Annotated in this window: 29 protein-coding genes; 10 read left to right on the top strand and 19 right to left on the bottom strand. The window is 38.8% G+C overall.

Annotation, left to right across the window (positions count from 1 at the left end; all coding sequences use genetic code 11):
- Positions 1–129: 129 nt before the first annotated feature.
- On the top strand, positions 130–621 hold the full coding sequence (gerQ, locus tag P8610_RS17220) for a spore coat protein GerQ (RefSeq protein WP_394605533.1): 492 nt from the start codon (positions 130–132) through the stop codon (positions 619–621).
- Between the two features lie 70 nt (positions 622–691).
- On the opposite strand, the gene P8610_RS17215 is transcribed toward gerQ, so the two are convergent.
- From P8610_RS17215 to P8610_RS17190, 6 genes are all read right to left on the bottom strand, one after another.
- Positions 692–1,063: a DUF423 domain-containing protein gene (locus P8610_RS17215; RefSeq protein WP_289493978.1), complete on the bottom strand. Its 372-nt coding sequence runs from the start codon at positions 1,061–1,063 to the stop codon at positions 692–694.
- A 117-nt stretch (positions 1,064–1,180) separates the two neighbouring features.
- The gene (locus tag P8610_RS17210; RefSeq protein ID WP_066244574.1) at positions 1,181–1,408 is read right to left on the bottom strand and encodes a YvrJ family protein; all 228 of its coding nucleotides are present in this window, start codon (positions 1,406–1,408) and stop codon (positions 1,181–1,183) included.
- 301 nt (positions 1,409–1,709) lie between these two features.
- A complete protein-coding gene (locus tag P8610_RS17205) occupies positions 1,710–1,961 on the bottom strand; it encodes a hypothetical protein (RefSeq protein ID WP_394605531.1) in 252 nt (83 codons plus the stop codon).
- A gap of 218 nt (positions 1,962–2,179) precedes the next feature.
- Positions 2,180–2,503, bottom strand: a complete 324-nt coding sequence (locus P8610_RS17200; protein WP_394605529.1) for a YwdI family protein — start codon at positions 2,501–2,503, stop codon at positions 2,180–2,182.
- Positions 2,504–2,538: 35 nt separating this feature from the next.
- The gene (locus tag P8610_RS17195; RefSeq protein WP_394605527.1) at positions 2,539–2,748 is read right to left on the bottom strand and encodes a hypothetical protein; all 210 of its coding nucleotides are present in this window, start codon (positions 2,746–2,748) and stop codon (positions 2,539–2,541) included.
- Positions 2,749–2,784: 36 nt separating this feature from the next.
- Positions 2,785–3,015: a hypothetical protein gene (locus P8610_RS17190; RefSeq protein WP_394605526.1), complete on the bottom strand. Its 231-nt coding sequence runs from the start codon at positions 3,013–3,015 to the stop codon at positions 2,785–2,787.
- A gap of 359 nt (positions 3,016–3,374) precedes the next feature.
- Here P8610_RS17190 and P8610_RS17185 point away from each other — a divergent pair, with 359 nt between their 5' ends.
- Positions 3,375–3,932: a beta-class carbonic anhydrase gene (locus P8610_RS17185; protein ID WP_394605524.1), complete on the top strand. Its 558-nt coding sequence runs from the start codon at positions 3,375–3,377 to the stop codon at positions 3,930–3,932.
- Positions 3,933–4,002: 70 nt separating this feature from the next.
- Here P8610_RS17185 and P8610_RS17180 read toward each other — a convergent pair whose 3' ends face one another.
- Positions 4,003–5,592 carry a bifunctional metallophosphatase/5'-nucleotidase gene (locus tag P8610_RS17180; protein ID WP_394605522.1) on the bottom strand — a complete coding sequence of 530 codons (1,590 nt, stop codon included), beginning with the start codon at positions 5,590–5,592 and terminating at the stop codon, positions 4,003–4,005.
- A gap of 263 nt (positions 5,593–5,855) precedes the next feature.
- On the opposite strand from P8610_RS17180, the gene P8610_RS17175 reads away from it, so the two are divergent.
- Together P8610_RS17175 and P8610_RS17170 are read left to right on the top strand one after the other, a co-directional pair.
- Positions 5,856–6,206 (top strand): general stress protein, encoded by a 351-nt coding sequence (locus P8610_RS17175; protein WP_289493971.1) that lies wholly within the window; start codon positions 5,856–5,858, stop codon positions 6,204–6,206.
- Between the two features lie 214 nt (positions 6,207–6,420).
- Entirely contained in the window at positions 6,421–7,635 is a 1,215-nt protein-coding gene (locus tag P8610_RS17170; protein WP_394605521.1) for an NAD(P)/FAD-dependent oxidoreductase, read from the top strand.
- A 42-nt stretch (positions 7,636–7,677) separates the two neighbouring features.
- Here the strand turns inward: P8610_RS17170 and P8610_RS17165 are convergent, their stop codons facing one another.
- Positions 7,678–8,475, bottom strand: coding sequence for an alpha/beta fold hydrolase (locus P8610_RS17165; protein ID WP_289493969.1), 798 nt, complete (start codon positions 8,473–8,475; stop codon positions 7,678–7,680).
- A gap of 177 nt (positions 8,476–8,652) precedes the next feature.
- On the opposite strand from P8610_RS17165, the gene P8610_RS17160 reads away from it, so the two are divergent.
- Complete coding sequence (locus P8610_RS17160; protein ID WP_394605520.1) at positions 8,653–9,150, top strand: YajQ family cyclic di-GMP-binding protein; 498 nt, start codon at positions 8,653–8,655, stop codon at positions 9,148–9,150.
- 86 nt (positions 9,151–9,236) lie between these two features.
- On the opposite strand, the gene P8610_RS17155 is transcribed toward P8610_RS17160, so the two are convergent.
- From P8610_RS17155 to P8610_RS17140, 4 genes are all read right to left on the bottom strand, one after another.
- The gene (locus tag P8610_RS17155) at positions 9,237–10,070 is read right to left on the bottom strand and encodes a cupin domain-containing protein (protein ID WP_394605518.1); all 834 of its coding nucleotides are present in this window, start codon (positions 10,068–10,070) and stop codon (positions 9,237–9,239) included.
- Positions 10,071–10,212: 142 nt separating this feature from the next.
- Positions 10,213–10,437, bottom strand: coding sequence for a hypothetical protein (locus tag P8610_RS17150; RefSeq protein ID WP_394605516.1), 225 nt, complete (start codon positions 10,435–10,437; stop codon positions 10,213–10,215).
- Positions 10,438–10,532: 95 nt separating this feature from the next.
- Positions 10,533–11,249, bottom strand: coding sequence for a lysophospholipid acyltransferase family protein (locus P8610_RS17145; protein ID WP_394605514.1), 717 nt, complete (start codon positions 11,247–11,249; stop codon positions 10,533–10,535).
- A 14-nt stretch (positions 11,250–11,263) separates the two neighbouring features.
- A complete protein-coding gene (locus P8610_RS17140) occupies positions 11,264–11,638 on the bottom strand; it encodes an SLAP domain-containing protein (RefSeq protein ID WP_394605513.1) in 375 nt (124 codons plus the stop codon).
- A 142-nt stretch (positions 11,639–11,780) separates the two neighbouring features.
- Here P8610_RS17140 and P8610_RS17135 point away from each other — a divergent pair, with 142 nt between their 5' ends.
- Both P8610_RS17135 and P8610_RS17130 read left to right on the top strand, forming a co-directional pair.
- Entirely contained in the window at positions 11,781–13,238 is a 1,458-nt protein-coding gene (locus P8610_RS17135; RefSeq protein WP_394605535.1) for an LPXTG cell wall anchor domain-containing protein, read from the top strand.
- Complete coding sequence (locus tag P8610_RS17130) at positions 13,235–13,879, top strand: class D sortase (protein ID WP_394605512.1); 645 nt, start codon at positions 13,235–13,237, stop codon at positions 13,877–13,879. The genes P8610_RS17135 and P8610_RS17130 overlap by 4 nt, the downstream gene beginning before the upstream one ends.
- Before the next feature lie 55 nt (positions 13,880–13,934).
- Here the strand turns inward: P8610_RS17130 and P8610_RS17125 are convergent, their stop codons facing one another.
- Positions 13,935–14,483 (bottom strand): hypothetical protein, encoded by a 549-nt coding sequence (locus P8610_RS17125; RefSeq protein ID WP_394605511.1) that lies wholly within the window; start codon positions 14,481–14,483, stop codon positions 13,935–13,937.
- Positions 14,484–14,820: 337 nt separating this feature from the next.
- On the opposite strand from P8610_RS17125, the gene P8610_RS17120 reads away from it, so the two are divergent.
- Complete coding sequence (locus tag P8610_RS17120; RefSeq protein ID WP_394605509.1) at positions 14,821–16,404, top strand: hypothetical protein; 1,584 nt, start codon at positions 14,821–14,823, stop codon at positions 16,402–16,404.
- A 46-nt stretch (positions 16,405–16,450) separates the two neighbouring features.
- Here the strand turns inward: P8610_RS17120 and P8610_RS17115 are convergent, their stop codons facing one another.
- The 5 genes from P8610_RS17115 to P8610_RS17095 form a co-directional block, all read right to left on the bottom strand.
- The gene (locus P8610_RS17115; protein ID WP_394605507.1) at positions 16,451–17,398 is read right to left on the bottom strand and encodes a TIGR03943 family putative permease subunit; all 948 of its coding nucleotides are present in this window, start codon (positions 17,396–17,398) and stop codon (positions 16,451–16,453) included.
- A gap of 18 nt (positions 17,399–17,416) precedes the next feature.
- Positions 17,417–18,427, bottom strand: coding sequence for a permease (locus P8610_RS17110; RefSeq protein WP_394605505.1), 1,011 nt, complete (start codon positions 18,425–18,427; stop codon positions 17,417–17,419).
- A gap of 53 nt (positions 18,428–18,480) precedes the next feature.
- Positions 18,481–19,647 (bottom strand): NAD(P)-binding domain-containing protein, encoded by a 1,167-nt coding sequence (locus tag P8610_RS17105; RefSeq protein ID WP_394605502.1) that lies wholly within the window; start codon positions 19,645–19,647, stop codon positions 18,481–18,483.
- Between the two features lie 90 nt (positions 19,648–19,737).
- Positions 19,738–20,607, bottom strand: a complete 870-nt coding sequence (locus P8610_RS17100; RefSeq protein ID WP_394605500.1) for an NAD(P)-dependent oxidoreductase — start codon at positions 20,605–20,607, stop codon at positions 19,738–19,740.
- A gap of 62 nt (positions 20,608–20,669) precedes the next feature.
- Entirely contained in the window at positions 20,670–20,984 is a 315-nt protein-coding gene (locus P8610_RS17095) for a hypothetical protein (RefSeq protein WP_394605497.1), read from the bottom strand.
- Between the two features lie 463 nt (positions 20,985–21,447).
- On the opposite strand from P8610_RS17095, the gene P8610_RS17090 reads away from it, so the two are divergent.
- On the top strand, positions 21,448–22,185 hold the full coding sequence (locus P8610_RS17090; RefSeq protein ID WP_394605495.1) for a hypothetical protein: 738 nt from the start codon (positions 21,448–21,450) through the stop codon (positions 22,183–22,185).
- Between the two features lie 65 nt (positions 22,186–22,250).
- Positions 22,251–23,441: a hypothetical protein gene (locus tag P8610_RS17085; RefSeq protein WP_394605494.1), complete on the top strand. Its 1,191-nt coding sequence runs from the start codon at positions 22,251–22,253 to the stop codon at positions 23,439–23,441.
- Positions 23,442–23,467: 26 nt separating this feature from the next.
- On the opposite strand, the gene P8610_RS17080 is transcribed toward P8610_RS17085, so the two are convergent.
- Complete coding sequence (locus tag P8610_RS17080; RefSeq protein ID WP_394605491.1) at positions 23,468–24,814, bottom strand: MFS transporter; 1,347 nt, start codon at positions 24,812–24,814, stop codon at positions 23,468–23,470.
- Between the last annotated feature and the right edge of the window lie 50 nt (positions 24,815–24,864).

Here is a 24,864-nt window from a genome sequence, read left to right as displayed (position 1 = left end):
CCAAGCGGTCCTTGTCCTGCAACTTGGTACAATCAACCGCGTGCAGGAAGCTTTAAGGCACACTGTTTTTATCAGCCTAAGCAAAGCGATTGTCCAAACGTGTTTAACACCTTTTAGGGAGGTTTGTTGATGAACAACTTTAATCCGTATGGCCAGGAGTATTATCGGCAGCAAAATGGTATGAATGGAATGGGCGGCATGATGGGTGGGAGTATGGGTGGAATGGGTGGTATGGCCGGGATGGGCGTCCCTCAGGATATGGCCCAAAGCCAGCAGGCGCCTGGAATGGGTGGCGGTCCCCTGCCTGACATAGGTGCACCAGGTCAGCTTCCGCTAGAGCAATCGTACATTGAAAATATTTTACGTATGAACAAAGGGAAAGTCGCAACCGTCTATATGACGTTTGAAAATAACGAAAAATGGAACGCGAAAGTTTTTAAAGGGGTCATTGAAGCGGCAGGGCGTGACCACATTATCTTAAGTGATCCGCAGACTGGAAAGCGTTATTTACTGTTAATGGTATACGTGAACTATGTTACGTTTGATGAGGAGATCAACTATAGCTATCCGTTCGGCACGCAGCAGCAATCCGGACAGCTCTCTCAATACAGCCCGCGTTGATAGAACGTCATTCATGTCTGGTTCAGGCAATCAAAAGATTAAGGCGCCCTTATTTAAGAGCGCCTTTTTATTATGCTTTTACTACCGCAATGATCAGCAAGATCCAGCCTACGATAAACGCTACGCCACCAAGCGGTGTGATTGGGCCGAAAAACTTCATGCCTGTGTTTGAGAGCGCGTAAAGACTTCCAGAGAACAATAAAATCCCGATAAAGAACGACCAACCTGCTCCAGTTAATAAAGACGATGCCGGCCACTTTCCTAGTAAAATGCCTACGGCCAGCAATGCCAGTGCATGATACATATGGTATTGAACCCCTGTTTGGTACACATTTAGCATATTGCGTGCTGTTAATTTCGCCTCAAGCGCATGTGCACCGAATGCTCCCAGCATGACAGCAAGCATTGCATGAATCGCTCCTAATATAAGAAAAAGCTTCATAGTTTTCCACTCCTGTTTTTCTTTTATCTTACCACTGAAATATGCGGATACAAAAGAATGCCACAGGATTGTAAAGATTTTGGCGGACGGGTTGTCCATGATAATAAAAAGCGAACGTTAACGTTTCTTCGGCTGACGTTCGCTGTCCAGCAAGCGGACATATTGATCGATCTTCCTTTCAAGCTCCTCCTTCTCCACCAACTCTGAGTGAAGTTCTCTAATGATTCCTTCAAGACTCTGAATCCTCTTTTCAAACTGAAAAAGCAAATACCCAGCAATGACGATAGGAAAGCCCACATTTCCGAGGAGATTGACAAGGTTTAACCATTCACTTGCACCATTCATATTACGCTCACCCCTCATTTTATATCGAACAAAACAGAACGTATGTTCGTAAATTTATTATAAAACGAAGGAGGAATTTTTACCATCATTCCATTCTCATATTTTCATTTTGATTCATTTGGCCTATACAAAAAAGAGGTTTAAATAAATTTTATAGTGGAATACAAAAAACAAGACAGAAACTAATAAGGGAGGAACAACACAATGGAACTTATTATTACTATGATATATACAATGATTGGTTTAGCTGCTCTAAGCCTTATCGCAACAGCCGCTGCCGTTTATTTTTCTAATAAAAAGATTAACGAAAAAATTGAAATTGCAAAACGCAGAGATGAAAGAATGGAACATAGAAACACATACGTATCGATTTAACAGTGCTGACTAGGCGCTGTTTTTTTTGTTTGGCTGTTTTCGCAAAAGTTGTTGCCTTTGGAAGTGAATGATCTCCGTTCCAGGCTGCTCGCTTTCCGCGGGGCAGGCGGTGAGCCACATTTGTACGTTTCACTCTTAAGTGTCTCACCTGCCCACCTGTCCCGCAGGAGTCTCGCACCTTGCACTTCAATCATTGAACATAGAAGACAACATTTGAAAGCAGCAATTTTTTAGTTTTTATTGAATAGGCGTTTAAAGCAGGCGGGGTTCTCGTTCTATTTGTAAAACTCCCGAATTACTTCTCCTTAAATACCTCAACTGTACTCATACGCCTTACAAACCACCATAAAAATGAAAAACCCACTCAAAAAGAGCAGGTTTTTCATCAACTACACTTTAAAAATCAAAAATAGAGTCTCCATTGCCATCTTTTGTGTCTTGATCGTCATCATCATAGTCCATATCAAAATCCATCATCGACTTTTTATGGGGTTTTGCAGGTGGTGCTGTCATCATGCTTGAAGGTTTTTGCACAGGATGAGACGGTACCCATTCTTTTACACCAGCTGAGTTGTCCTCTTCCGCCTCCAGCATTAACTCGCACAACGTTTGGATCGCTGAAACGTGTTCACGCAGCTTAGGAGAGTTTTCACTCAGCTGTTTCATTTCTGCTACATGTTTTTCTATTTTCTTCGCAAACTGACTTACTGGTATATTCATCGGATTCACCACAATTATCTTTTTTTCTTATTCTATCAAACGCCTGCACATAAATAAAATAACGTACAAAAAGACAGCTTCAAATAAGCTGTCTCTTCCGCTCCAAATTCCGCTCGATAACCCTCATTCACTAGCACACGTACGGTGATCCAGGCCGCGAGCATGATAGTGAATGCGAAAATAGATACAGATTTTATCTCTAATAAAAGTCCCCCTTTAAATGACAGTCTCTTATCATTACACATTTATTAACTGCTCATATCAATAATGCGTTTTATATACTATGACGTATCTACCCAACTGAAATTCTGCCTGTTGAATGTGCCAGCAATCGCACGTTCAAAATCAGCTGCAATCTTGCCACTCACTTCAGCATACGAGAACGAATTAGACGCTAATGCATTCGCCATCACAACTTGTCCTGTTTTCGGCATTGACACAGCAACCATGTAATTCTTCATAACCGACCCCATTAACAGCAGAACCCAAAGGACATACGTCATAACTTCCATCTTCCCTACCCCTTTCAAATTTTCGATTATTTGTTCCGATCTATTTAAACCTACTTTAATGGCAAGTTGACCCTATGATCCTTCCTCCTTTCGAACTTACCAATTTATGTGGTGTTACTTGCGATTATACGTACCTTTTACTAAAATGTTTGTCACAATGTGCTTTTGTTTTAGAGTTTCTATCAACAAAACAAGTGTTTCATATACAAAAAAGAGCAGATTGAGCTCCCTTTTTTGTATAATAGTTAATGTAGAAGTGAATATGTTAGCGAGTTTAAGCTGAATATGATAGAAAAAGACGTATACTTCTAAATCTTTTCATTGTCTAATTATTTTCTGTAGAAACAAGGAGGAGAATCATGTCTGTACTTAACGAAATCTTAGAATTCAATCACCAATTTGTTGAAAACAAAGAATATGAGCCTTTCCAAACTACTAAATTTCCTGAAAAAGGGCTCGTCATTGTGTCTTGTATGGATACACGTTTAACAGAATTACTGCCTAGTGCAATGAACATTAAGAACGGGGATGTAAAAGTTGTTAAGTCCGCAGGTGCGGTTATCTCTCACCCATTTGGCTCTATTATGAGAAGTATTCTTGTCGCAATCTATGAACTAAAAGCTGAGGAAGTAATGGTCATCGGTCACTATGACTGTGGGATGAGCAGTGTAAATCCTGATAAGTTCATTACTAAAATGAAAGATCGTGGGATTGAGGACACGACACTCGACACTTTAAAATATTCTGGACTGGATTTAAAAAACTGGCTCAAAGGTTTTGACAGTGTGGAGGATTCAGTGAAAAACAGTGTGGCACTTGTGAGAAACCATCCGCTGCTTCCTGAAGGGGTAAAAGTTCACGGTCTTGTAATCGATCCGGCGACAGGCAGACTAGATTTAGTAGATCGAGGCGAATAGAAAAAAGGCAAAGCGACTTTAGTTGCGCTTTGCCTTTTCTTTTTAAGTTGTTTTCGTAATAAGAACCTTACTATTGATTAATCTTCACGATACGCCCTTCAATCTCTGCTGTAACAGCATCGCGACTCTTAAAGTAGTTCACGAGTGCATCAAGATCTGTAACCGTAATGGTTTGATTCTTTCCTTCTAATAAAACGGTGTAGCCGTCACCGCCGCCTGCCATAAAGTTATTTACCGTAACGGTATATTCTGCACCAGCATCAACCGGTGTACCGTCTTCTTTAACCATGGAGACCGTTCTTTGTCCAACTGGTTTAGACATATCAAAGGTAGCTTTTAATCCAGAAATCTGAAGCATCTTTTCACGCCCCGTTGACCATTGGGATTCAAAAAGTTCTTTGATCTGTGCACCAGTTAACGTCATTGTCACCAGGTCATTCCCAAAAGGCTGAACATTGAAAAGTTCTCCCCAAGTTACTTCACCTGGATTGATCACATCACGAATTCCTCCTGGATTCATAAAGGCAAAGTCCGTTCCTGTTTGCTCTGTCATAGAATCAGCAATTACATTTCCTAACTCGGATTCGCCACTATATGCATCTGTGCCAGATAATAACTTATCTGCGTTACCGACTACTTCATTAATAATCGGAGCCACTTGTTCTTCCGCTCTGTTAATGATTTCCGTAATCTTTACATCAGGAGTTACAGCGCTTTGGAACGTTGTTACCACTTCCGCTTTCTTTTCTACAATGTCTTTTGTGCGGCGGTCAATCTTTAAATCTACATCTGCAAATGCCGTTCCGTACGAATAGGCTTGTACGAGTAACTTATTATCTACTACAGCATTTACGTTTCTATGATTGTGCGCGCCAAACATAACATCAATTTCATCATCAACACTGTTTGCCATATCTACTAATTCACCAGAAACTTCTCCCGTGCTCGCTTGATCGATTGGGTTATGAGCAAGCACGACCATTGCTTTTACACCCTTTTTCTTAAGTTCCTTGGCAGCTTTATTAATCGCCTCAGCTTCGTCCGTAAACTCTACCCCAGCTGTGCCGCTTGGTATAACAATGTCAGGAGTATCAGAGAAAACAACGCCGATAAATCCAATATTTACACCCTTCACTTTTTTAATCGTGTATGGTGGAAGAATATGTTCCTTTGTCTCTTTATCTACTACATTAGCGGCCACATACGGAAAGTTGGCTCCTTCAAATTCACCTGTTTTCGCATGAGTTCCGCCATTAATAAGGCGCATCATCTCATCCACGCCTTCATCAAATTCATGATTTCCTAGTGTTCCTACGTCAAATCCCATCTCGTTCATGATCTCAACTGTCGGCTCATCCTGCAGCAATGCAGACGTTGGCGAACTCGCTCCTACCATATCTCCAGCATGAACTAAAAGTGTGTTCTCGTTCTCAGCTTCTCTTTGCTTTATGTAGCTTGCTAGATAATCTGCACGCCCTGCAGACTGACCTGCCACATTACGTGTGATATCAATCTGGCCATGAAAGTCGTTCACACCCAACAACTGAACGTCCAAAAATTGTCCGTTTTGCTTTTCGATTGAATTCCCTTCTGCATGGACGGCTGTTCCCATAGGTGTTAATGCTAATGATAACGCTAAGGCTGAAAGTGTTTTTTTCATCTGAAATACTCCCCTATCATTTCATTTTGTAAAAAACTCAACAGTTAAAATTATATATTTTGAATTGTAAAAAGATAGAGGATATTCGTAAAAATGGTGTAAAAACATTATATTCCTATAAAAAGAGGAGGTAGTACCTAGAGAAACTATACGAATGGGGAAATTTAGTACTTTCCTCCCGGTGATATAGTGAAAAAGGAAGTTTAATGCTGCCTAATTCCGTGAATATACACTATAACTTCGTATAAAGGAGAGGATAGTAAATGGTTAAACCAATCGTACATGAATTCAACTCCCAACAAGAATTGATTGCAGCTGCAAATGAATTGAAGGCGCAAGGGATTCACGAAGACAACCTGTATGTATTATCCCACGAAAAAGATGACACGAAAGATCTTGCACACGACGCGGATGTTAATACGATCGGCCTAAAAGAAGAAGGACTCGGCACGGCCCTCAGCAATGTATTTGATTCCAGAGGTGACGAGCTCCGCAAAAAGATGACTGAAATGGGGTTATCTGACGTTGAGGCGGATCAGTACGAAAGAAAGCTCGACATGGGTAAGATGTTATTAATCGTAAAAGATGAAGACAAGGTAACAAACTTACCATAATAAATAATGAGCTGCTTAACCCAATTTTGGGCAAAGCAGCTCTTTTCTTGTACAAACCTGAAAATCAAGCATCGAAGTTTGCGAAACCCACCTTCCATTAAGCTGTTGGCAATCATGTACAACCCACCTTCTCTATATTATTGATAAATATTTCCTTTCATGCGTTTCTTTCACGTCTTTCCGGGGAATGAATGGAAGACGAGGAGGAGTAAATATGAATCTACACAATGGTCATTTGTACTGGCCTGAAACGTATAAAAATACCACTCAATATCCAGAACTTGAAGAAAATATTTCGTGTGACGTATTAATTGTTGGCGGTGGCATGGCTGGCGCTCTCTGTGCTCATGTATTGAGCCAGGAAAAAGAATTAGATGTTGTATTAATTGATAGAAGACATCCCGGCTCAGGCAGCTCCTCAGCAAATACAGGACTTCTGCAATTCTCCAGTGACAAAATGCTTCACGAACTGATTGAACAGCAAGGAGAACAGGATGCCGTTTACTTTTACCAGCTTTGTCAGACCGCTATGAAAGATTTAGACAAGGTTGTGTCTGAACTATCGGAGGATCCAGAATTCCGGCCACAAAAGAGCTTGTACTTTGCCAGCTCAAGTGAAGACGTATCAAAGCTTGTACGTGAATATGAGGTATTAAAGAAGTATGATTTTCCCGTTGAATATTTAGAGCCCTCAGAGATTTCTTCGAGGTTTCCTTTTTCAAAACCTGCTGCTCTCGTAACAAGCGGAGATGCAGATGTGAATCCGTATAAATGTGTTCAGATCATGTTAAAAGATGCGGCTGCTGCAGGAGTTAGAATCTATGAACAAACACCGCTTATCCGTAAAACCAAAACTGTTCATGGGTTTACGTGTGAATCTGAAAAAGGCACCATTTCAGCACGTTATATTATTTTTGCGACTGGTTATGAAAATGACTTTCTTGCTCAACAATTGGGAGCAGACTTAAACCGTTCGTATGCCATTGTAACTGAACCGCTGACTTCCTTAAAAACGTGGTACAAAGAGTGGATGATCTGGGAAACGAAACGTCCTTACCTTTATATGAGGACTACAAGAGACGGAAGAATTGTTGCTGGCGGCTTGGATGAAGATAAAGCAGAAGCACCATTAAATGAAGGTATTATTGAAGAACGCGGAGAGCGTATCCTTGAAAAAGTGAGAGAACATTTCCCTGATCTCTCACCAAAGATTTCCCACACATGGTGTGCGACTTTCGGAGAATCACACGATGGTCTGCCGTATATCGGGGAGCACCCTAACCGCCTTGGTGAATATTATTGTTTAGGCTTTGGCGGTAACGGAACGGTCTATAGCATGCTAGGCGCAACCATTATTAAAGACTTGATTACAAAAGGGTTCCATCCCGCTTCACGATTATTTACAATCGCTAGAGCTGTAAGTTTATAACCAAACGAAAAAGGAAGTCCCACAACGGAGACTTCCTTTTTATTATGACGCATTTGGTGCTGCGGCAATTTGTCTTTTTATAAATTCAATCGAATTCTTATTAAAAATATCTGGCTGATCCACATTGCAGACATGTCCGCAATCCTTGATCGTCAGAAGCTTTGAATGCTTTTTCTTATCAATAAACGCCTGAATTGGCGGTAAAAACATATAATCTTCCTCACCCATGATATATAGGGTTGGAATCGGAATTTCTTTCTTACGCAAGCTTTGTAAAAATGGGTTAATTTTTAGCGTTAGTTTAAACCAGCGCTTAAATTCTTTTTGACAAAGCTTTTTGGCTTCTCCAATAAACAAAGAACGGGAAGCTTCATGTCTTTTCTTCGGCATAATAACCCAAGCAAACAAGCTGTACAGCCACATGTACGGAATAAATGATTTACAGAGATTGCCCATCGCGATTAGGAATCGTGAACGGAAATTCATCTTCGTCACCGCTCCGCCAAGCGTCATAGTAGCCACTCGTTCAGGGGAGAGTTCTGCGATTGTTTGGATTAGAATCGTTCCCAAAGAAATACCTACGAAATGCGCTTTTTGGATTTTAAGATGATCCATTACCTCTAGCACATCCAGGCTGACTTCTTTAAACGAATATTTTTTTAATAAAAATTTATCGGATTGTGATTTGCCATGACCTCTAAGATCAACGAGCAAAATATTAAAGTGCTGCTTAAATTCTCTTAGCTGTTTATACCAAATGGATGAACTGCCCCCTGCTCCATGGACAAAAATCACCCATTGATGATTCTTTTCGTGTGTGTACGTTTTGTAATGAAGCACAAAGTACTCCTCCTAGTGGTTAAAACATTCTGTAAATTTTCCAGCCTTCATTTTAACATACATTATTCATTTTGTACCCGTTTCCACGGAAAAGAATGTGTACAAACTGGAAACATAACCGCAATGTATTTATACTGTAACTATATAAACGAAGTAAACGTCAGGAGGTTTCACAAAATGGCTAAAGAAAGTTCATTTGATATCGTTTCACAAGTAGATCTATCAGAAGTCGACAATGCGATTAATATCGCAACAAAAGAAATTACAACACGTTATGACTTTAAAGGGAGCAAAAGTGAGATCACGCTTGATAAATCAAGTGAAGAACTCGTTTTAGTTTCCGACGATGAGTACAAGCTTGAGCAGCTAAAAGATGTTCTTATTACAAAGCTGATCAAACGCGGAGTACCAACAAAGAACCTGGATTACAGCAAGATCGAACAAGCTTCGGGCGGAACTGTTCGCCAGCGCGCTAAACTTGTAACAGGGATCGATAAAGACAATGCAAAAAAAATTAACACGCTGATCAAAAACTCTGGTTTAAAAGTAAAAAGCCAAGTTCAAGATGATCAAGTTCGTGTAACAGCAAAGAGCAGAGATGACCTTCAGCAGATCATAGCCCTTGTTAAAGAAGCAAATCTACCGATCGATGTTCAATTCATTAATTACAGATAAAGTAAAAAGCCTCTCAGAGTGAGAGGCTTTTAGCTTATAGACAAAGTTAGGTTTTCAGCGTAATTCGAGATATATACTGGTTTTTACTATTCTTCTGCTTCTGCTGCCATCGCGATCGCTTTTGTTTCATGCACAGTGCCAAATGGATGCTCAGGCGGAGCGTAAATAGCGTAAAGTTTAATTGGTTTATTACCTGTATTGGTTAGGTTGTGCCATTTCCCTGCAGGTATCATGATTGCAAAGTCATCATAAGCTTGAACTTTGTAATCTAAGTTATCTGGACTGTCACCCATCTGTACAAGTCCTTGACCTTCTTCTATCCGCAGAAATTGATCGGTTGTAGGATGAACTTCCAAACCAATATCATCCCCTACCCCTATACTCATCAAAGTCACTTGCAACTTATCTCCTGTCCATAAAGCAGTGCGATATGTTTTATTTTGTTTTGTAGCTTCTTCAATATCAACAACAAACGGATTACCGCCATAATCTCTTAATTCAATAGGAATACGTTTTTTTAACCATCCTAGGCGTTCTGCATGTTCTCTTTTTTGGTAAGCAGCTTGTAATAACGCTTGTTGAACATAAGGATGATAACAGCGATAAGAGTTGTTCTGATAGATCTGGCAACCCTCTATCTCTGCTTGATACGTTTTTTGCAATCCCTCTTCGTAACTTTGGAACTCAACATAATTTCTTTCGTACTCAGGTTGTTTTCCTGTTAGAGAGGTGTACAAATTTGTAAAATACCTCAAACACGACTTTTTATATTCTAAAGCATAAGAAATATTGTTCTTGTGATTCTGATCTGGTGCCACATTTGCTAAACGCCGATAACAATCAATTAGTGAACTTTCTCTTTTTATTCCAGCAAGAATGAATTCCGAACCTTGTGATTGCGTAATGACAGTATTCTGCACAGCATTCAATCCCTTCAGACTTATTGCAACCATCATATGCCTAGGAATTGAGAAAGTGCCTAGAATAGAATTCTCTTTCGGATGAAAAACAAACCCCACCTCAAAGAAGAAATTTGAAATGGGGTTTGACTACTCGTTCTTTTTATACGGATTCTTTTTTATCATTTGCATCAATCAGCTTCATCTGTTCAAGCTCAAGCCTCATCTTCTGCGTCTCAATCACATAGTTATCATGCTTTAAACGTTCAAGCTCTAGCTCGTCTTTTAACATCTTATGTTTTAACTTTGTTTGCGATTGAAAATGTCCTAATACGATGGCGATAATGGGAATCGAGAAAATCATAATGACTGAAATTGTTCCGGTCATGGTATTCCTCCTAGAAATTATTACCTTATATCCCAATAATACCAAATTTCAGTGTATCTCGTATAGGCTTAATCCTAGATAAAAGGGACTATCCTTTAAGATACTGCTTTCTTAACTCCATCTTTAATAATTTGTTCTGTAATGTGCGCCAGTTCTTTAGCTTCTAATTGCTCTGGATAGACTGGCGGATAAACCGTAATATAAACGTCTGCTGGTTTAATCCAGAATCCCTGCTGTTCCATGATTTTATAAGAACCGTTAATTGAGACTGGAATGATCGGAACACCCGACTTAGTGGCCAATTTAAAACTGCCTGCTTTAAACTCAGCCATGTTATCACCTTTACTTCTTGTTCCTTCAGGAAAAATAACAAGAGATGTTCCGTTCTTTAGCAAATTCGCACCTTCATTTATCGCTTTAACCGACTGCCTTACATTTTTACGATCCATAAACAAGCAGTTCAAGTGCTCCATCCATGTGCCGATAAAAGGCATTTTCTTTACTTCAATCTTTGAGATGAAAGCTTTTGGTTTTTGTATATAGCCTAATAGAATCGGAATATCAAAATTACCTTGGTGATTACTCACAAAAAGAACAGCCGTGTTTTTTGGAATATTTTCCTCTCCACTCACTGTAATCTTAGAACCGCTCAACCTCACAAGAGATGTCGACCAATCTTTCACTTTTTTATCTACTAATTGATCACGCTCTCCAATATTACCTGCTTTATGCAGCTTCTTTACACGATTTAATGATGGTATCAACTTCAGTAAAACTGCCCAAAAATAAACAAACCAAATAATCGTTCTCAAAACGTTCCCCCACTTTAATTGAAAATTAGTTCCCCAAACTCTTTTGATGGCATTTTCCTTAAGGCTGCAGCTGGAAATATAAACGTCCAAGGCATACTCGTTTGTGCTGGAATCTCAAGTTTATATTGAGACTTCATCTCGCTTATATGTTCACCGCTTTCGTTATATAACACTTTTTTGCCTTCCAGTGAAAAGAGTTCGTTTGAATAGTTATTGACTAATACAGTCACTAAAAATTCTTCTTTATGATTAAAGGCTGTCTTCAAAATCACAGCCTGCTGTCCCACTTTTTGATCATGATCTAATCTCGAAAAAACTCGTTCTATTTCTGATCGGTCTTGATGGGCTAAAGTCCTATCCCATGCAGATTCGAAGGCCAAATTTTGCAAATTAAACCCCTCCTTTGATTCATAATACCACACAAAAATTTTTTTTTTTCAAATTTCATGTTATTTCGTCATATTTTATGGGTATATCTTCCTTGGGACTTATTATCCAAAATTAGAAAGGAATGTGAATTATTTGAAAAAGGTGTTTTTTTCGCTTCTTATTTTATGTATTATGCTTGTTCCAATGAATGTATTAGCTGCCGGAAACGAATCTTCGACTTCTGAGACAACTTTGCTGAATGCTCTCGAGATCGATCCTGCAGTAACTGCATTTTCTGATTTTACCGTAAGTGAATCCATGCGTAAATTAAGCGGCTCAATTCAACTTAATGGAAATGTACCTGATGCACAAAAGAAAATGCGTCCCGTTTACAAGTTCAAACTTAAAAATAATACAGAAGACACTTTAAGCGGATTAACCGTCAACATCCCTTACCCGCCTCACACCCAGTTAGACACTACATATCCTCCCGAAGTTTTGATCACTGAGAATAACAAAAATCGAAAAAAAGAAGATATTATAGCTAATTATGATACAACCACTGGTATCACATTAACTCTTCCCGACATGGAAAAGGATGAAATTTTAACATTCGATGTGAAATTCTTCTTGCTGCCAATGGATGAGATTGAGCAGCCTTTAGCTGATTTAACTAAAGTTACAGTGAAGTCCGAATCCAAAGTTGTAGATTGGTTAAAGAACGATGTGAAGCTTAAGTTAATGTTGAAAATGAATAATATGAATTCTATGATCCTCGAAGACACAGTTTTAAAAATAAAACTCCCTGCTCGCGATATCATTTCGGATGTCTCAGTTACCGGAATTGAAGGGGCAACTGTAACCGTTAAAGAGGATTATGCATACATTCATCTTCCAAAATGCATGACAGGAGAATCAAATATCATTCTTCATTTTACTATGAAGAAAATTGAAGGATGGGAAAATATTCATCTTCCTCTCATGATCGGAATGAACGGAATGAACGACGTGTCTCTTACACCAATTACATTTCTATTAAAAGATGCAACTGAATTTGACTGGAAGATGATAAAAGTTAAAGGTAATTACTTGGCAGAAATGAAGAAAGATAAACTTTATTTAGACTATTTGCTTCATATTGAAAATCAGAATGAGAAATCTGCAAAGCCGTATAAGATACGCCTTCTTCTCCCTGAAACGATTAAAATAGAGAGCCTTAACGTTTCCGGCATAAAAGGTGCAACAATAGAGATGGATAAAGAAGGTGTAATTTGGATTATGGTTCCAACGTTAGAAACGGGTACGTCAAAAATTAACGTACAAGTAACTGGAGCGTACTCTGGAACTAGCGATTCAATCTCTACAGACATCATGACTCAAGGTGCGGGTGGCGTAACATCTACCCTTTCAACAGAAATAAAAGGAATGACTTCAACTGATGAGGAAACGCCTGTAATCATTTCTGATGTAGAAAAACCAACAAATGCTTCAGGCCCGCCACATCAAACACTTCCGAAAACCGGAAGTCCTTTCGGCCAATCAACATGGACGATGCTAGGCACGCTATTCTTACTCTTAGGAATTGGGCTATACTTTAGAGCAGTCCGGATGGAGTCATGAGTGCAAAAACGGTAAAACGAGCGGCAATTTCAGCAGTCATTCTTGGCATCGCACTTCTTGTAATACCATTACTAACAAACTGGAAAACAGAAAACGAACAGAAGGCGCTTGAAAGGGAGTGGAGTGCATTAAATCACTCTTATCAAAATCCTTTTACACTTCCAGAAGTAAAAGCTATAAAGGCTGACAAAACCAATCAAGAAGAAAAACAGGAACCTGAAGAAATAGATAAATCAATTGCTGTGGAAAAAGGTGTAATCGGGAAAATAACTATCGAAACAATTAATCTGGAGACCATGATCGTTCCTGGTGTTGCTCAAAAGGATCTTAAGAATGCAGTAGGTTGGATGACTTCTACTTCTTTTCCAGGCGATAAAGGAAACAGTGTATTGGCCGGTCACAGATCACATACGTATGGTCAGTTTTTTCATAGATTAAATGAGGTTAAAACAGGAGATGCGATTAAAATAGAGACCACGTCTGGGACAATTGTATACAAAGTTTATGATATGGTCATAGTTAATCCTGAAGATTTATCCGTATTGAATGCTGCGAAGGAAGAAGAACTAACACTTATTACTTGCGAACCTCTTTATTCAGATAAATATCGTTTAATCGTAAAGGCAGAACGACTTCATTAAACAAGAGAAGCTGACTCAGACAACCGTGTATCCACGATTTCGAGTCAGCTTATTGTTATTTATAAACAGAACTAGCAGCCTCTAATAGCTTCTGTTTTTCAGCTTTTCTGTCTGTTCCTTCTTTCATTAAGTATTCCATCTTATGATACAATCCATCTTTTTTCCAGGCGATCATTGGCAGATCATTACTTCCAGAGAAATACGCTTTTGTTCCGTCTTTTAGCTTAACTTTATCCTTCGTCTCTAACTTGTCTGTTTTGGGTAAAAAATTTGAGACACGGTAAGCCAAATAAACATTTTGCCCCTCTTGTGTCGGATAAAAAACGGTATCTAGCAGAATATTTCTCTTTTCACCCCAATCTGAAATTTGGTATGTGGATAATACAACTTTAAACGGCAGTTTACTTGGAAGCTCTAGCGGAAATGGCAAGGCTTTTTCGGTTTCTTCTTTAGATACTTGATCATAATATCTTGGATAAGCGCCTTTCGGATGATCTTGCAGTGTTAAGTTCTTATCGTTCAATGTACCTTTTGTAGCTTCACTGGAACACCCAGCAAGAAAGACTGCTAATACTAGATAAACTAACCACTTCTGCCTTCTCATCCACCCCACCCTTTCCACTTATTTTTTGTTGTATCGCAAGTATCAATTATCAATTCTAACTTGTATTCTACATCCACTAGATGAATCCCTTGTATTCCTGCGTTTGACCTTATTAAGTCTCCTAATATGTATAAACTTTTATGATTTTCGACATTATTTCCAGGGCAATTATTATTATTCTACAAAATTTTCAAGAAATAAAAATGCTTCCCTCCAAATCTTTGTGACTTTTTATCTACTTTTTTCAAAAAAATGAATAGAATTTACAGGTATATCCGTCTTATTATCGAATAGTTATATTTTGTTCTTTTTATAGAGAAAAGGGGGCTTTACCGCTATGAACACCGAACTAAGACCAAAAAAGAAAAAGAAAAGTAATCAATCAAATTACAAGGCTTTGCTACTGCCCTTAGCTGGCGTTTTGCTGCTTTTAGGAGCTGTTGTTTGGAATAATATTCTGAGTGAGACGAAACTTCCAAACCCTGACTGGAGCAGATCGGTCAGTACACCTGCAGAATCGATTAGTGCCGAACCTATCGCATTTAAAGCTGATAACCAATATCAAATTTATACCCAACAACTGAATGGTTTAAGGGTGACCACTCTAGATGAAAAGTTAAATTTGATATCACAAAAGACAGAGAGTCTGCCTCTTGATGAAAGGGGAAAATTTTGGACGAACGGCAATCAAATTGCATTTGTTTCAAACGGGGAACTTATCCTCTATGAAGATGGTAAACAAACCGTTTTAGATAAAGATGTAGAATTATTAGCTGATTCGAAGAGCCGCTTTGCTTATTCAAAAGGCAATGAGGTATATGTATATGATTCTGAAAGCGGGAAGAGCCGTATCATTTATTCTGCAAAAGAAAAACTTTCAGAGTTAACAGGACACTCTGAATCCAATTCGTTTATCGCAACCGTTGGCGAAAAAGTTGAGATGGAAGTTTTTTATTTACAAGAAAAAGATGATCAATATAAAGCGAATTCAATTATTCAATACAGCAAGACACCTAACGATAAGATCTACAATTTCCGATTTGCAGAATCGGATAGCAAAGTACATTTTATTTACACGTTTTATTCATCAAAACAAGGAACAAAGTCATTTAAAACATTTTACGGAGAAGCTTCTTCTGACCAATTGACAGCTCTTTCCTTTAAAGCTGTCAATTTTATAGAGTCTGAATTAGGTTACGAAATGAAGAATCCAATGTACCAGCAGCTAAATATAGAAAACAATCAGCCTATTATTCTCTTTTCAGCTACAGGACCCATTTCAGCAAAGAAGGAAGCTGGAAACATTTATAAAGCAACTCTAAACAACAAAGATTGGAAAGCAACACGAATTAGCACAACAGATAAAATCTCTGTTTATCCTTTTTATATTGATGAGCAAACAATCGCTTGGTTAAAAGCAGAAACGGTAAGTGATTATAGAGTATTCTTAGCCAGCCAGAATCCTGAAATTAAAAAAGAGAGCCAATCCATCAATAAACAAGATGTGTATAACGCAACTTTTGATGCACTTGCTGCTTCTGTCGTATCGTTTATCGCGATGACGAACGCCTTTATTTGGGTGGTTCCTCCTATCTTATTCTTAGGTATTTTGTATTTTGTACGAATTGATGTAATCGAACAAGAAGAACCTTGGGCAAAGTGGGTGTCGATTGCACTCTTTATCCTAACCCAGCTTTATGTCATTCAATCCCTGTTCAATAGTACGTTCTATACGATAGCACCAAAGTACCTCACTTTTAGTGGAAGCTCGCTTATTGTACCCGTAATCGTTTCAGCCGTAGCGCTGTATGTTATGCAGTTGGCCAAAGACAAAGACTGGGGATTGTTTGCACAAGTATCTTATTTTATCGGTGTAACAGTGTTATTTGAACTATTTATTGTCGGTACTTACGTATACTAATATCAAAAAAGCGGAGGAAACTTCCCTCCGCTTTTTATTCTGAGTATTAATATGCTCCTAGGCTTTCAGTGCTCGGATACACATATGGATCTTTAAGAGGTTTAATCTTTTTCATTGATTCAACCTTCACTAATGGCAACCGCACTTTATTTAACTCTGTTTCATCTATTATTCCCGAAACTGTGTACCACTCATCAGACTTCAGCTTAGAAACCCCTTCACCTTCAATAATTGTCCCATATACCACCGCATCAGCACTGCAGCAGTTCATGGAAAAACGGGCTATCACTGCTTGATTTTCGCCCATTCCTTCTTCACGGTAAACGAAGCCCGTAGTCTCTATTTCTTTCCCGATAAACTTGTCTAAGTAGACATCAAGAACAGTCATCGTATCGAGGTAATGATCAGATGTAACCACCACTTTGTCTTTCTCTAATTGTTCTTTTCCAAATTTTTTATAATAGTCCGTGATATCATACGTTTCGATCGGATTTTCCTTCTTTACGTTCTCTTCCATCTCCTTAATATAGCCCTCTGGATCTTCTAGGTAAGCCTCAACATCCACTTCTTGAGTCGGTACCACTTTCCCGTCGTCTGTTTGCTGAGCTGGCTTTGCATACAATCCGGTTCCATAACGAATGCCGCGTTTTTCAGCTACAGAGCTATCCATCGCTTTTTCAGGAATCATAAACCCTGTAAGAAGAGGAATGACAAAAATCATATAAATAAAAAAATGTTTGAGAGGCTTGCCTTTTGGTGTATGGTCTACTCCACATCCGCAAGCCTCTTCTTGCTGGCTGTCCGATCTTCTAAAAAATTGCATAACTCCTAAAATGGCAAAGATGGCAATGGCAAAGTAAACAAATATGTGCATTTTAGGTGCAACATAGTAATTGAGCTTTCCCGAAGTAATCAAACCAATTAATAGAAGCATAAAACCGATTAAGATAATTCCTCTTAAATAGATGTGAAAGTCTTGGTTCCCCTTTTTCATATCACCTTACCTCCTTCTTTATACGTATTGAAATACCATAGCCGCAGCAAATACCACAAACGTAATCAAGCCCATTAATACGAAAACAAACCTCGTCTTAAAATACGCGAACATCATGAGCATGTTCTTCACATCCAGCATCGGCCCATAAACCAAGAAAGCAATGATCGATCCTACCGTAAACGAGCTTCCAAACGAAGCTGCGATAAACGCATCTGCTTCAGAACAAATGGATAACAAGAAAGCGAGTCCCATCATTAATCCTGTTGATGACCACTCATTACTGCCAAGTGCCAACAGGTCATTTCGGTTAATGAACACTTGGAACATACTTGCTAGAAAAGCTCCAAAAATAAGAAACTTTCCTGTATCAAAAAATTCGTCTGATGCATGATAGACCGTTTGTTTCCAGCGGCTGATCGACAAGCCATGTGAATGATCATGTCCGCTATAATGAACATGTGATTTTAACTGGTCTCCATTGCGGAAAACCCAATAAATGATTAATCCGATAACGATAGCTACTAAAAGAGCAAGTCCAATTCTTCCATACACCACAGTCATGTTGGTTCGAAACGCATAAAACGTGGAGAGAATAACAACCGGGTTAACAATTGGAACCGTCAATAGAAAAACAACACCCAAATGAAGCGGCAAGCCCTTCTTAATCAAACGTCTCACAACTGGAATAATTGCACATTCACAGACTGGAAAGATAATACCCATGAACAGAACCGCACCAATTCCGGCATAGGGATTTTTCGGAATCAATTTTTGAATATGTTGTTCTGATACAAAGGTTTGAATTAAGGCTGAAACGAAAACTCCCAATAAAATAAAAGGAACTGCCTCTATTAAAATACTTAAAAACACCGTATTCACATGCATGATGGAACTCGGCAAGTTTTCAAATACAGAATCATTTTTGATCTCTTCCATAAATAGAAAAGAAATAATAAAGATTGCTAGCAATAAAAGGCCTATCATCTCTTTTCTAACAACGTCTCTTTTGGTGGAATACTCATTCATATTTTCACCTCTTCTTCTAATCTATGAAATGAGCTGTCTTGTATGATAGAATCTCATATAGCTCGTAATATTCTTTCAGTCGCTCTTCTTGCACCTGCAATATTCCTCGACACTGGTCCAATCTCAAGCTCTGCTAACGGGCCCATAACAAACAACCCTTGATCCCATTCTAACGTCTCAGGACTCACTATTGGATAGCCACATTTTGCGCATCTTAAGTTTTCGTGTTTAATTACACTTTTAAGCCACTGAATTCCTGGAGGTGTTGAATGAAAACCTGTAGCCAGAAGTACGGTTTTAGCATCATATGTTTCTCCTGATTGGAAAACAAGCTTTTTTTCCTCTGTACAATATGATTGAACCTCGTTTTTTATCAGCTTTATTTTACCGCTTTTTTCAGCAGATTTTAACCCTAAATAAAGTTCTTTTGTTACAGAGCCCTTGTGTCTCGCTTCAATAATAGTCTTTCTTCTGATGGAATAGTCTTGTATCTGCTTAAATTTGTCCATGTACATGGGGCCTTGCCACCCTGGATCAGAATCAAAGGTGTGCACTTCTAGATCTTTTCTATAAATTAACGATACTTGACCAGGATATTTTTTTGATAACGAAAGTGCGAGATGCGCTGCAGAAATTCCTCCTCCAATGATTGATATGGGAATAGAGCACGCATTTAGATCAGGCACTTCTTTTTGAAAGACATGATGAATATGAGCGTTTTCTGAGCTTGCCTTTTCTGCCCACTTGGGCCAATAGGGATGTTCTCTTAATCCCATAGCTAGAACAAGGTTCTCAGCTTCAATAACCTCACCTTCTTCTGTCTCGACAGTCCAGTAACCTTGTTGTTTTTCTATTCCAGTTACAGAAGCCTGTTTCCAGCAACTTACTATATCTAAATCGTTAATCACTGCTTCACAATGCTCGTTAAACATTTCTAGAGAAGGTCGATCATAATAACCATAAAAATGTTTAACTTTATGAAAGCCTTCTTTCTTAGAAAACTTTTCTAGTGAAAAAGGATTCACATCTAGGTGATGCACAGACGGTGATCGTAAAAACGGCATAGAAATTAGATTTGTACATTCTTTCCAATTACTAAGTGGCTTGTTATTTTTGTCTATAATCAATAGTTCATGATTATCAAGTTTTTTCATTTTTAAAAGATGGATAGCTAGAGTACACCCTTGTATACCCCCACCTACAATAATCATTTTTTTCATATAGTACCAAACTCCTTAAATAATTAGCTCTACTTATTAAATCGTAATTATTCCGTTTTGTAAAGGGTAAAAAAAGAGAACCAAGGCATGTTATCCTTGGTTCGCTAAACGTTTGTAAAGCGCGTGCGTGCCGCTATCTTCTTCGCCCATTTCTGCGAGTTCATCGTATAGTTTCTTTGCGAGGGAAAGTCCTGGTGTCAATAATCCCATTTCCTCCGCTGAGTTTAAAGCAATCGTCATATCTTTTATAAAATGTTTCACGTAAAAACCTGGTGCAAAATCACCTTTTAATATTCTCGGGCCAAGATTGCTTAAGTTCCAGCTTCCGGCAGCACCTGATTCAATGCTTTTCAAGACAGTCTCTGGATTTAATCCTGCTTTTTCCGCATAAAGAATCGCTTCACAAACGCCCATCATACCAGAGGCAATGGCAATCTGATTGCACATCTTAGTATGCTGACCTGCACCCGCTTTTCCTTGGTATACAATGTTTGTTCCCATCTTTGAAAAGATTGGTTTCATGTCGTTAAACGCAGATTCTTTTCCGCCAACCATGATGGATAGCTTAGCATCTCTTGCCCCGATATCTCCTCCTGAAACGGGTGCATCAAGTGCTGAGATATTTTGTTCAGCAGCGGTACGCTCAATTTTTTGTGCAAGCTGTGGACTCGATGTAGTCATATCGATTAAGTAAGAGCCTTCTTTCACATGTGCGATCAGCCCGTCAGCTCCTAAATAGATTTCTTCTACATCTTTCGGGTATCCGACCATTGTAATGATCACATCACAACCTTGAGCGATCTCCTTTGGCGTATCCGCCCATATAGCACCTTTTTCAAGCAGGTCTTCCGCTTTTTCTTTTGTTCTCGTATAAACATGGACCGGATAACCTGCATTCATCAAGTGGCCAGCCATGCTTTTTCCCATTACACCTGTTCCAATAAATCCAACGATTTGCAAATCTCCTCACTCCTTTTTCTTATTATAACGAAAGACAGGTAAAATAAAAAAATCACCGCTTATTAGGCGATGACTTCTCCTTGTAAAATTCGTTCTACTTTTATCTGTGCTTGCTCATAATCCATATCGAGATACGTTAACATGACCATCATATCATCTTTGGAATGTCGCTTAAGTATATAGAATAAGTTCGGCTTTCTTCTTTTTATGAGCGTCATAATCTCAATGGTGGGCAATGTTCGGCCTGTTGGTTTAATACGTAAAAAAGAGCGGATGTATTGTGTGAAAGCGGGTATGGCGTCTACTGTATCTGGTTCATTGTCTAATAGCTCCTGAAGTTTCAATAATGAATCAATCAGTTCTTTGTTTCTTTCCACGAATTCGTCCCTCGTCCTTTCCGTTTATTCTCTTCACTCGTTAAAAGTTCTCCTGTTTAGGCATTTCAATTTATGTATCGGCATTTACTTTGAAAGTTTTTAAAAAATTTTTCAAATAAATTGTTTGGGGTCTGACCCCAAACAATTTATTTCCCGCTCTGTTTTCATTTTTTTCACCTGGGGAAATGCTCCATTTCCACTGCAAGAAAGTCAGCATTTTAAATTACTTCCTTCATTTTAACTCCTCACATAAAGCATCCCTTCTTACTATCTTTCTACAGCACCTTATGGCCCGTTTTATCTTTTAATTCTTACCACCTTGACAGTTCTTTTGAAGTATCTTCCATTTCACACATAAGTCATCCATACTGTTTCCTCGTTTTCATATTTACGCTTCTGTATATAAATGGTAAATTAAACCTGTCGACAAAGGGGTCCCGTATTACGGCAGGAGGTTTGGAATATGAAAAAACATCTAGTATCTAGTGTTTTAGCATTCTGTCTCGCAGCTTTTTCGGTACCAAGTGCTTTTGCTCAAATTCACAATTTTTCTTATAAAGATGAAATTCTGCAAATGCAGCCTGATTTAACCTCAAAAGAATTGCTTTCAACCGTTCAATCCATCGCCAAGAACACGGGTGATACAGAAGAAGCCCTGCTCAAACAAATTTACACCGAACTTAAGAACGACGAAACAAAAGGCAAAAATGAAAAACAGCTTAAAGGTGAATTTGGTACGATGGGCGGCAGCGGAGGGACAGTTTCTGTCGGTACCAGTACGAAAGGCAACTTTTATTACACGGCCTCACAGACTGCTTATATGAATCACGGGCATGTCGGCATGTATTACACGAGCAGCACGATTGTTGAATCGGTTCCTGATACAGGTGTTCGCACGATCTCCACTACGTTACGAAAAGTTGATCAAGGAGATGCACAGGTTAAATCTGTCACGACAAGTACAACAAACCGTAATAACGCAGCAAACTGGGCTTTTAGCCGCGTAGGAATCGACGATTATTCGTATAACTTTGTAACCAACCGAACGACTTCACATATTGGAGATAAGAACTGTTCGAAGTTAATTTGGTCAGCTTTTAAATTAAATGGAAATCTTGATCTGGATGTGGATGGCGGTCTAGGGGTTTATCCTAGAGATGTGAGGGATGCTCCCGATACAAAGCTAGTCCGGAATATATAATACTATAAGGCAATAAGGCCGTATCACTGCGACTTATTGCCTTTTTTCTCTGAAAGGTGATCACTTTGAAAAAACTATTAATTACATGCGTACTTATCATTTTAGTCGGCGGTTTCGTCTACAAGTTCTCTTTTGATAAAAGCATTGATGCTTCCTATTCCATCGAAAAAGAGAGCATAGAACAAGGTAACTTTTTAAAAGATAAGCAAGCTGTGATGTATTTTTCAACGACCGCTGACCAAGACATAGATAATAAAGGAGTAAGTTTAGCTGTTTTTATCAATGACAATGGTGAAGCAGATGCTTTTAAGATGAACGGTCTGGAACTTGGCAGTTTAACCATGGCTGATAACGAGGTCCTTTTAGTAGACAAAAACAAAATCCGTTTAATAGGAAACACATTTAAAGAGTTTAATATGGAGAAACCGCAATATACAGGGGAAAGAACGGGTTACCTGGAGAAGAAAAATCTATATTTTACTATTTTCAACACAGGCATAAGTGCTGACGGCGGGTATGATTCTAACGTAGTGTATGGGAACGAAGATGGATTCAATAGAGGAAACATTCCCTATTACATTTCTAGTTCTGGGAATGATCAAAATGATGTAGTTGTATTAACACATGATATCGAGAAGAATGAACACCATTTTAGAAAAGTAGATTTAGCAAATGATGACGTCAAAGTTCAAGATATCGTAAAGTTAAAAAATCCGAAGAACTTACTATTAAGCAGCTTTTCTCCTGTTCTTAGTGATGAGCAATTTTACTATGTTATTCTAAGGGAGATTGTTAACGAAACAAGTGAAGATATCGTCCTTTATCGCATCAATAAAAAGACTCTAATTCAAGACCAATTCACAATATCAACGTACAGAAACAACAAGAATTTAATTGCACACATTCCTTACAATATTAAAAACTCTGCGCACTTATTTAACGGCGTTCTCTATTATGCGAATGGTTTAGGTGAAGTATATGCCTTCAATACGGAAACCTCAAAGGTAAGAAGCTTGTTTTCGGTGAAAGATGCACCACAAGACGGTGTCAGGCATAACGAAGAACTATTCTTTAAAGATAATCTTCTATACGTTGTAAGACATAACGAAAAACTGAAAGAAAAATATTACATTGAGAGTTATTCCTTAACGAAAGCAAAGAAAATAGAAGATATTAAAATAAAAGGATTGAACGATATTTTGCGATCCGTCAGAGGCAAATCCATCTACTCTTATGATTTTAAGATGCTAAAATAACAAAAAAGGGGAGCCTAGGAATTGATTCATGTTCCGAGGCTCACCTTTCTTTTTATCTTCACTTGATAGATGACAATCGACACGACCACTAGAATCGTATAAAAAATAAACACATTTCGGTAGATCACATCTAGCGCAAAAGCTTTTTGTCCTTCAATTAACAGTCCTGCAACTGCTACACCTAGTGCTCCTCCAAAAAATTGAACAAGCTGGAGCATCCCCATACCTGAACCCACTTCATCTTTGCTTAAAATCCTGGAATTCTCATTCGCTAAACTTGATGTTAAGCTTGAAAATCCGATGCTTGTAAACATATAAAAGATTGCCGTCATGTAAAACGCTTTTGTTGCAAAAAGGGAGAACAATATGGCGGATAAAAGCAGCGATAAAAGCCCTGCGCGCATGACAGGAAGGTTTCCAAATCTGTCGATCCAGCGTCCCACATAAATAGCGGCAAACGCTGAGAGCATCGCACCTGGAAAAATAACAAAACCAATTGTAGCAGGCTCTTTTTGAAACAAGTTTGAAAGCATGACCGGCATAACAAACAAAAATGCAAAATGGGTCATAAATGCGATAAGACCGACAAGTAAGATTGAGACATATCTTGTGTTCTTAAATAAACTTACACGAATGAACGGATCTTCTTTTTTGTTTGAATACAGAACGAGTACGACAAAAAAGATTACGCTCAAGCTTAGTAAGTAAAATGAGAACGAAGAGAGATAGAGCAACAGCGAAGTAACTCCGCCACCCGTTAAAAGCGCGCCAACAAAGTCAAACGAGCCTTCGCTTTTCTGCTCAACAGGCAAGTAGATCTTAAACACAGGTAAAAGCAGCAGTACGAGACCTGTAACCACAAATAGAAAATTCCAGCCAAACAGCTGTGTAATTCCGCCTCCAATCACTGGACCTAAACCAAAACCAAGTGATGCGGCAGAGGAGATTAATGACATAGCACGCCCACGCCGTGATATCGGGATATAACGAGTTGCAAGCACCATTCCGAGCCCTGGAACAGCTCCTGCTCCCATCGCTTGAACCATTCGGCTGATCAGTACGAACTCAAAACTGTTGGAAAAATATCCGACGATTGAAGCAATTCCCAAAATGATAAGGCCCGTAATTAACAACCTTCCAATCGGTATAAAATCAGACAGCCTGCTGAATGTAATGGTCGATAAGGCAAACACGATCGAATAGCCTGAAACAATCCAAGAACCCGCGGTAGGGCTTAAATCAAATTGTGAAATTACACTTGGAAGAGCTACGTTAAACATCGTCGTGTTCATTACTACTAGCCACACCGTTAGACTCCAAAGCGGAATAATCCGATTTTCCTGGATCGATCCATAACGTTCTTCTTGAGCCATTTGTTCACCTACTTCCTCTAAAACAATATTCCTATCTTATCATGGGACTA

This window comes from Fictibacillus sp. UD (assembly GCF_043558025.1).
GTDB lineage: Bacteria > Bacillota > Bacilli > Bacillales > Fictibacillaceae > Fictibacillus.
This window is presented reverse-complemented; position numbering and strand designations above follow the sequence as displayed.

Bases quoted from the DNA above. Each gene is read 5' to 3' on its own strand.
- gerQ (WP_394605533.1), top strand. From the start codon at position 130: ATGAACAACTTTAATCCGTATGGCCAGGAGTATTATCGGCAGCAAAAT.
- P8610_RS17215 (WP_289493978.1), bottom strand. From the start codon at position 1,063: ATGAAGCTTTTTCTTATATTAGGAGCGATTCATGCAATGCTTGCTGTC.
- P8610_RS17210 (WP_066244574.1), bottom strand. From the start codon at position 1,408: ATGAATGGTGCAAGTGAATGGTTAAACCTTGTCAATCTCCTCGGAAAT.
- P8610_RS17200 (WP_394605529.1), bottom strand. From the start codon at position 2,503: ATGAATATACCAGTAAGTCAGTTTGCGAAGAAAATAGAAAAACATGTA.
- P8610_RS17195 (WP_394605527.1), bottom strand. From the start codon at position 2,748: ATGTGTAATGATAAGAGACTGTCATTTAAAGGGGGACTTTTATTAGAG.
- P8610_RS17190 (WP_394605526.1), bottom strand. From the start codon at position 3,015: ATGGAAGTTATGACGTATGTCCTTTGGGTTCTGCTGTTAATGGGGTCG.
- P8610_RS17185 (WP_394605524.1), top strand. From the start codon at position 3,375: ATGTCTGTACTTAACGAAATCTTAGAATTCAATCACCAATTTGTTGAA.
- P8610_RS17180 (WP_394605522.1), bottom strand. From the start codon at position 5,592: ATGAAAAAAACACTTTCAGCCTTAGCGTTATCATTAGCATTAACACCT.
- P8610_RS17175 (WP_289493971.1), top strand. From the start codon at position 5,856: ATGGTTAAACCAATCGTACATGAATTCAACTCCCAACAAGAATTGATT.
- P8610_RS17170 (WP_394605521.1), top strand. From the start codon at position 6,421: ATGAATCTACACAATGGTCATTTGTACTGGCCTGAAACGTATAAAAAT.
- P8610_RS17160 (WP_394605520.1), top strand. From the start codon at position 8,653: ATGGCTAAAGAAAGTTCATTTGATATCGTTTCACAAGTAGATCTATCA.
- P8610_RS17150 (WP_394605516.1), bottom strand. From the start codon at position 10,437: ATGACCGGAACAATTTCAGTCATTATGATTTTCTCGATTCCCATTATC.
- P8610_RS17130 (WP_394605512.1), top strand. From the start codon at position 13,235: ATGAGTGCAAAAACGGTAAAACGAGCGGCAATTTCAGCAGTCATTCTT.
- P8610_RS17125 (WP_394605511.1), bottom strand. From the start codon at position 14,483: ATGAGAAGGCAGAAGTGGTTAGTTTATCTAGTATTAGCAGTCTTTCTT.
- P8610_RS17120 (WP_394605509.1), top strand. From the start codon at position 14,821: ATGAACACCGAACTAAGACCAAAAAAGAAAAAGAAAAGTAATCAATCA.
- P8610_RS17115 (WP_394605507.1), bottom strand. From the start codon at position 17,398: ATGAAAAAGGGGAACCAAGACTTTCACATCTATTTAAGAGGAATTATC.
- P8610_RS17110 (WP_394605505.1), bottom strand. From the start codon at position 18,427: ATGAATGAGTATTCCACCAAAAGAGACGTTGTTAGAAAAGAGATGATA.
- P8610_RS17105 (WP_394605502.1), bottom strand. From the start codon at position 19,647: ATGAAAAAAATGATTATTGTAGGTGGGGGTATACAAGGGTGTACTCTA.
- P8610_RS17090 (WP_394605495.1), top strand. From the start codon at position 21,448: ATGAAAAAACATCTAGTATCTAGTGTTTTAGCATTCTGTCTCGCAGCT.
- P8610_RS17080 (WP_394605491.1), bottom strand. From the start codon at position 24,814: ATGGCTCAAGAAGAACGTTATGGATCGATCCAGGAAAATCGGATTATT.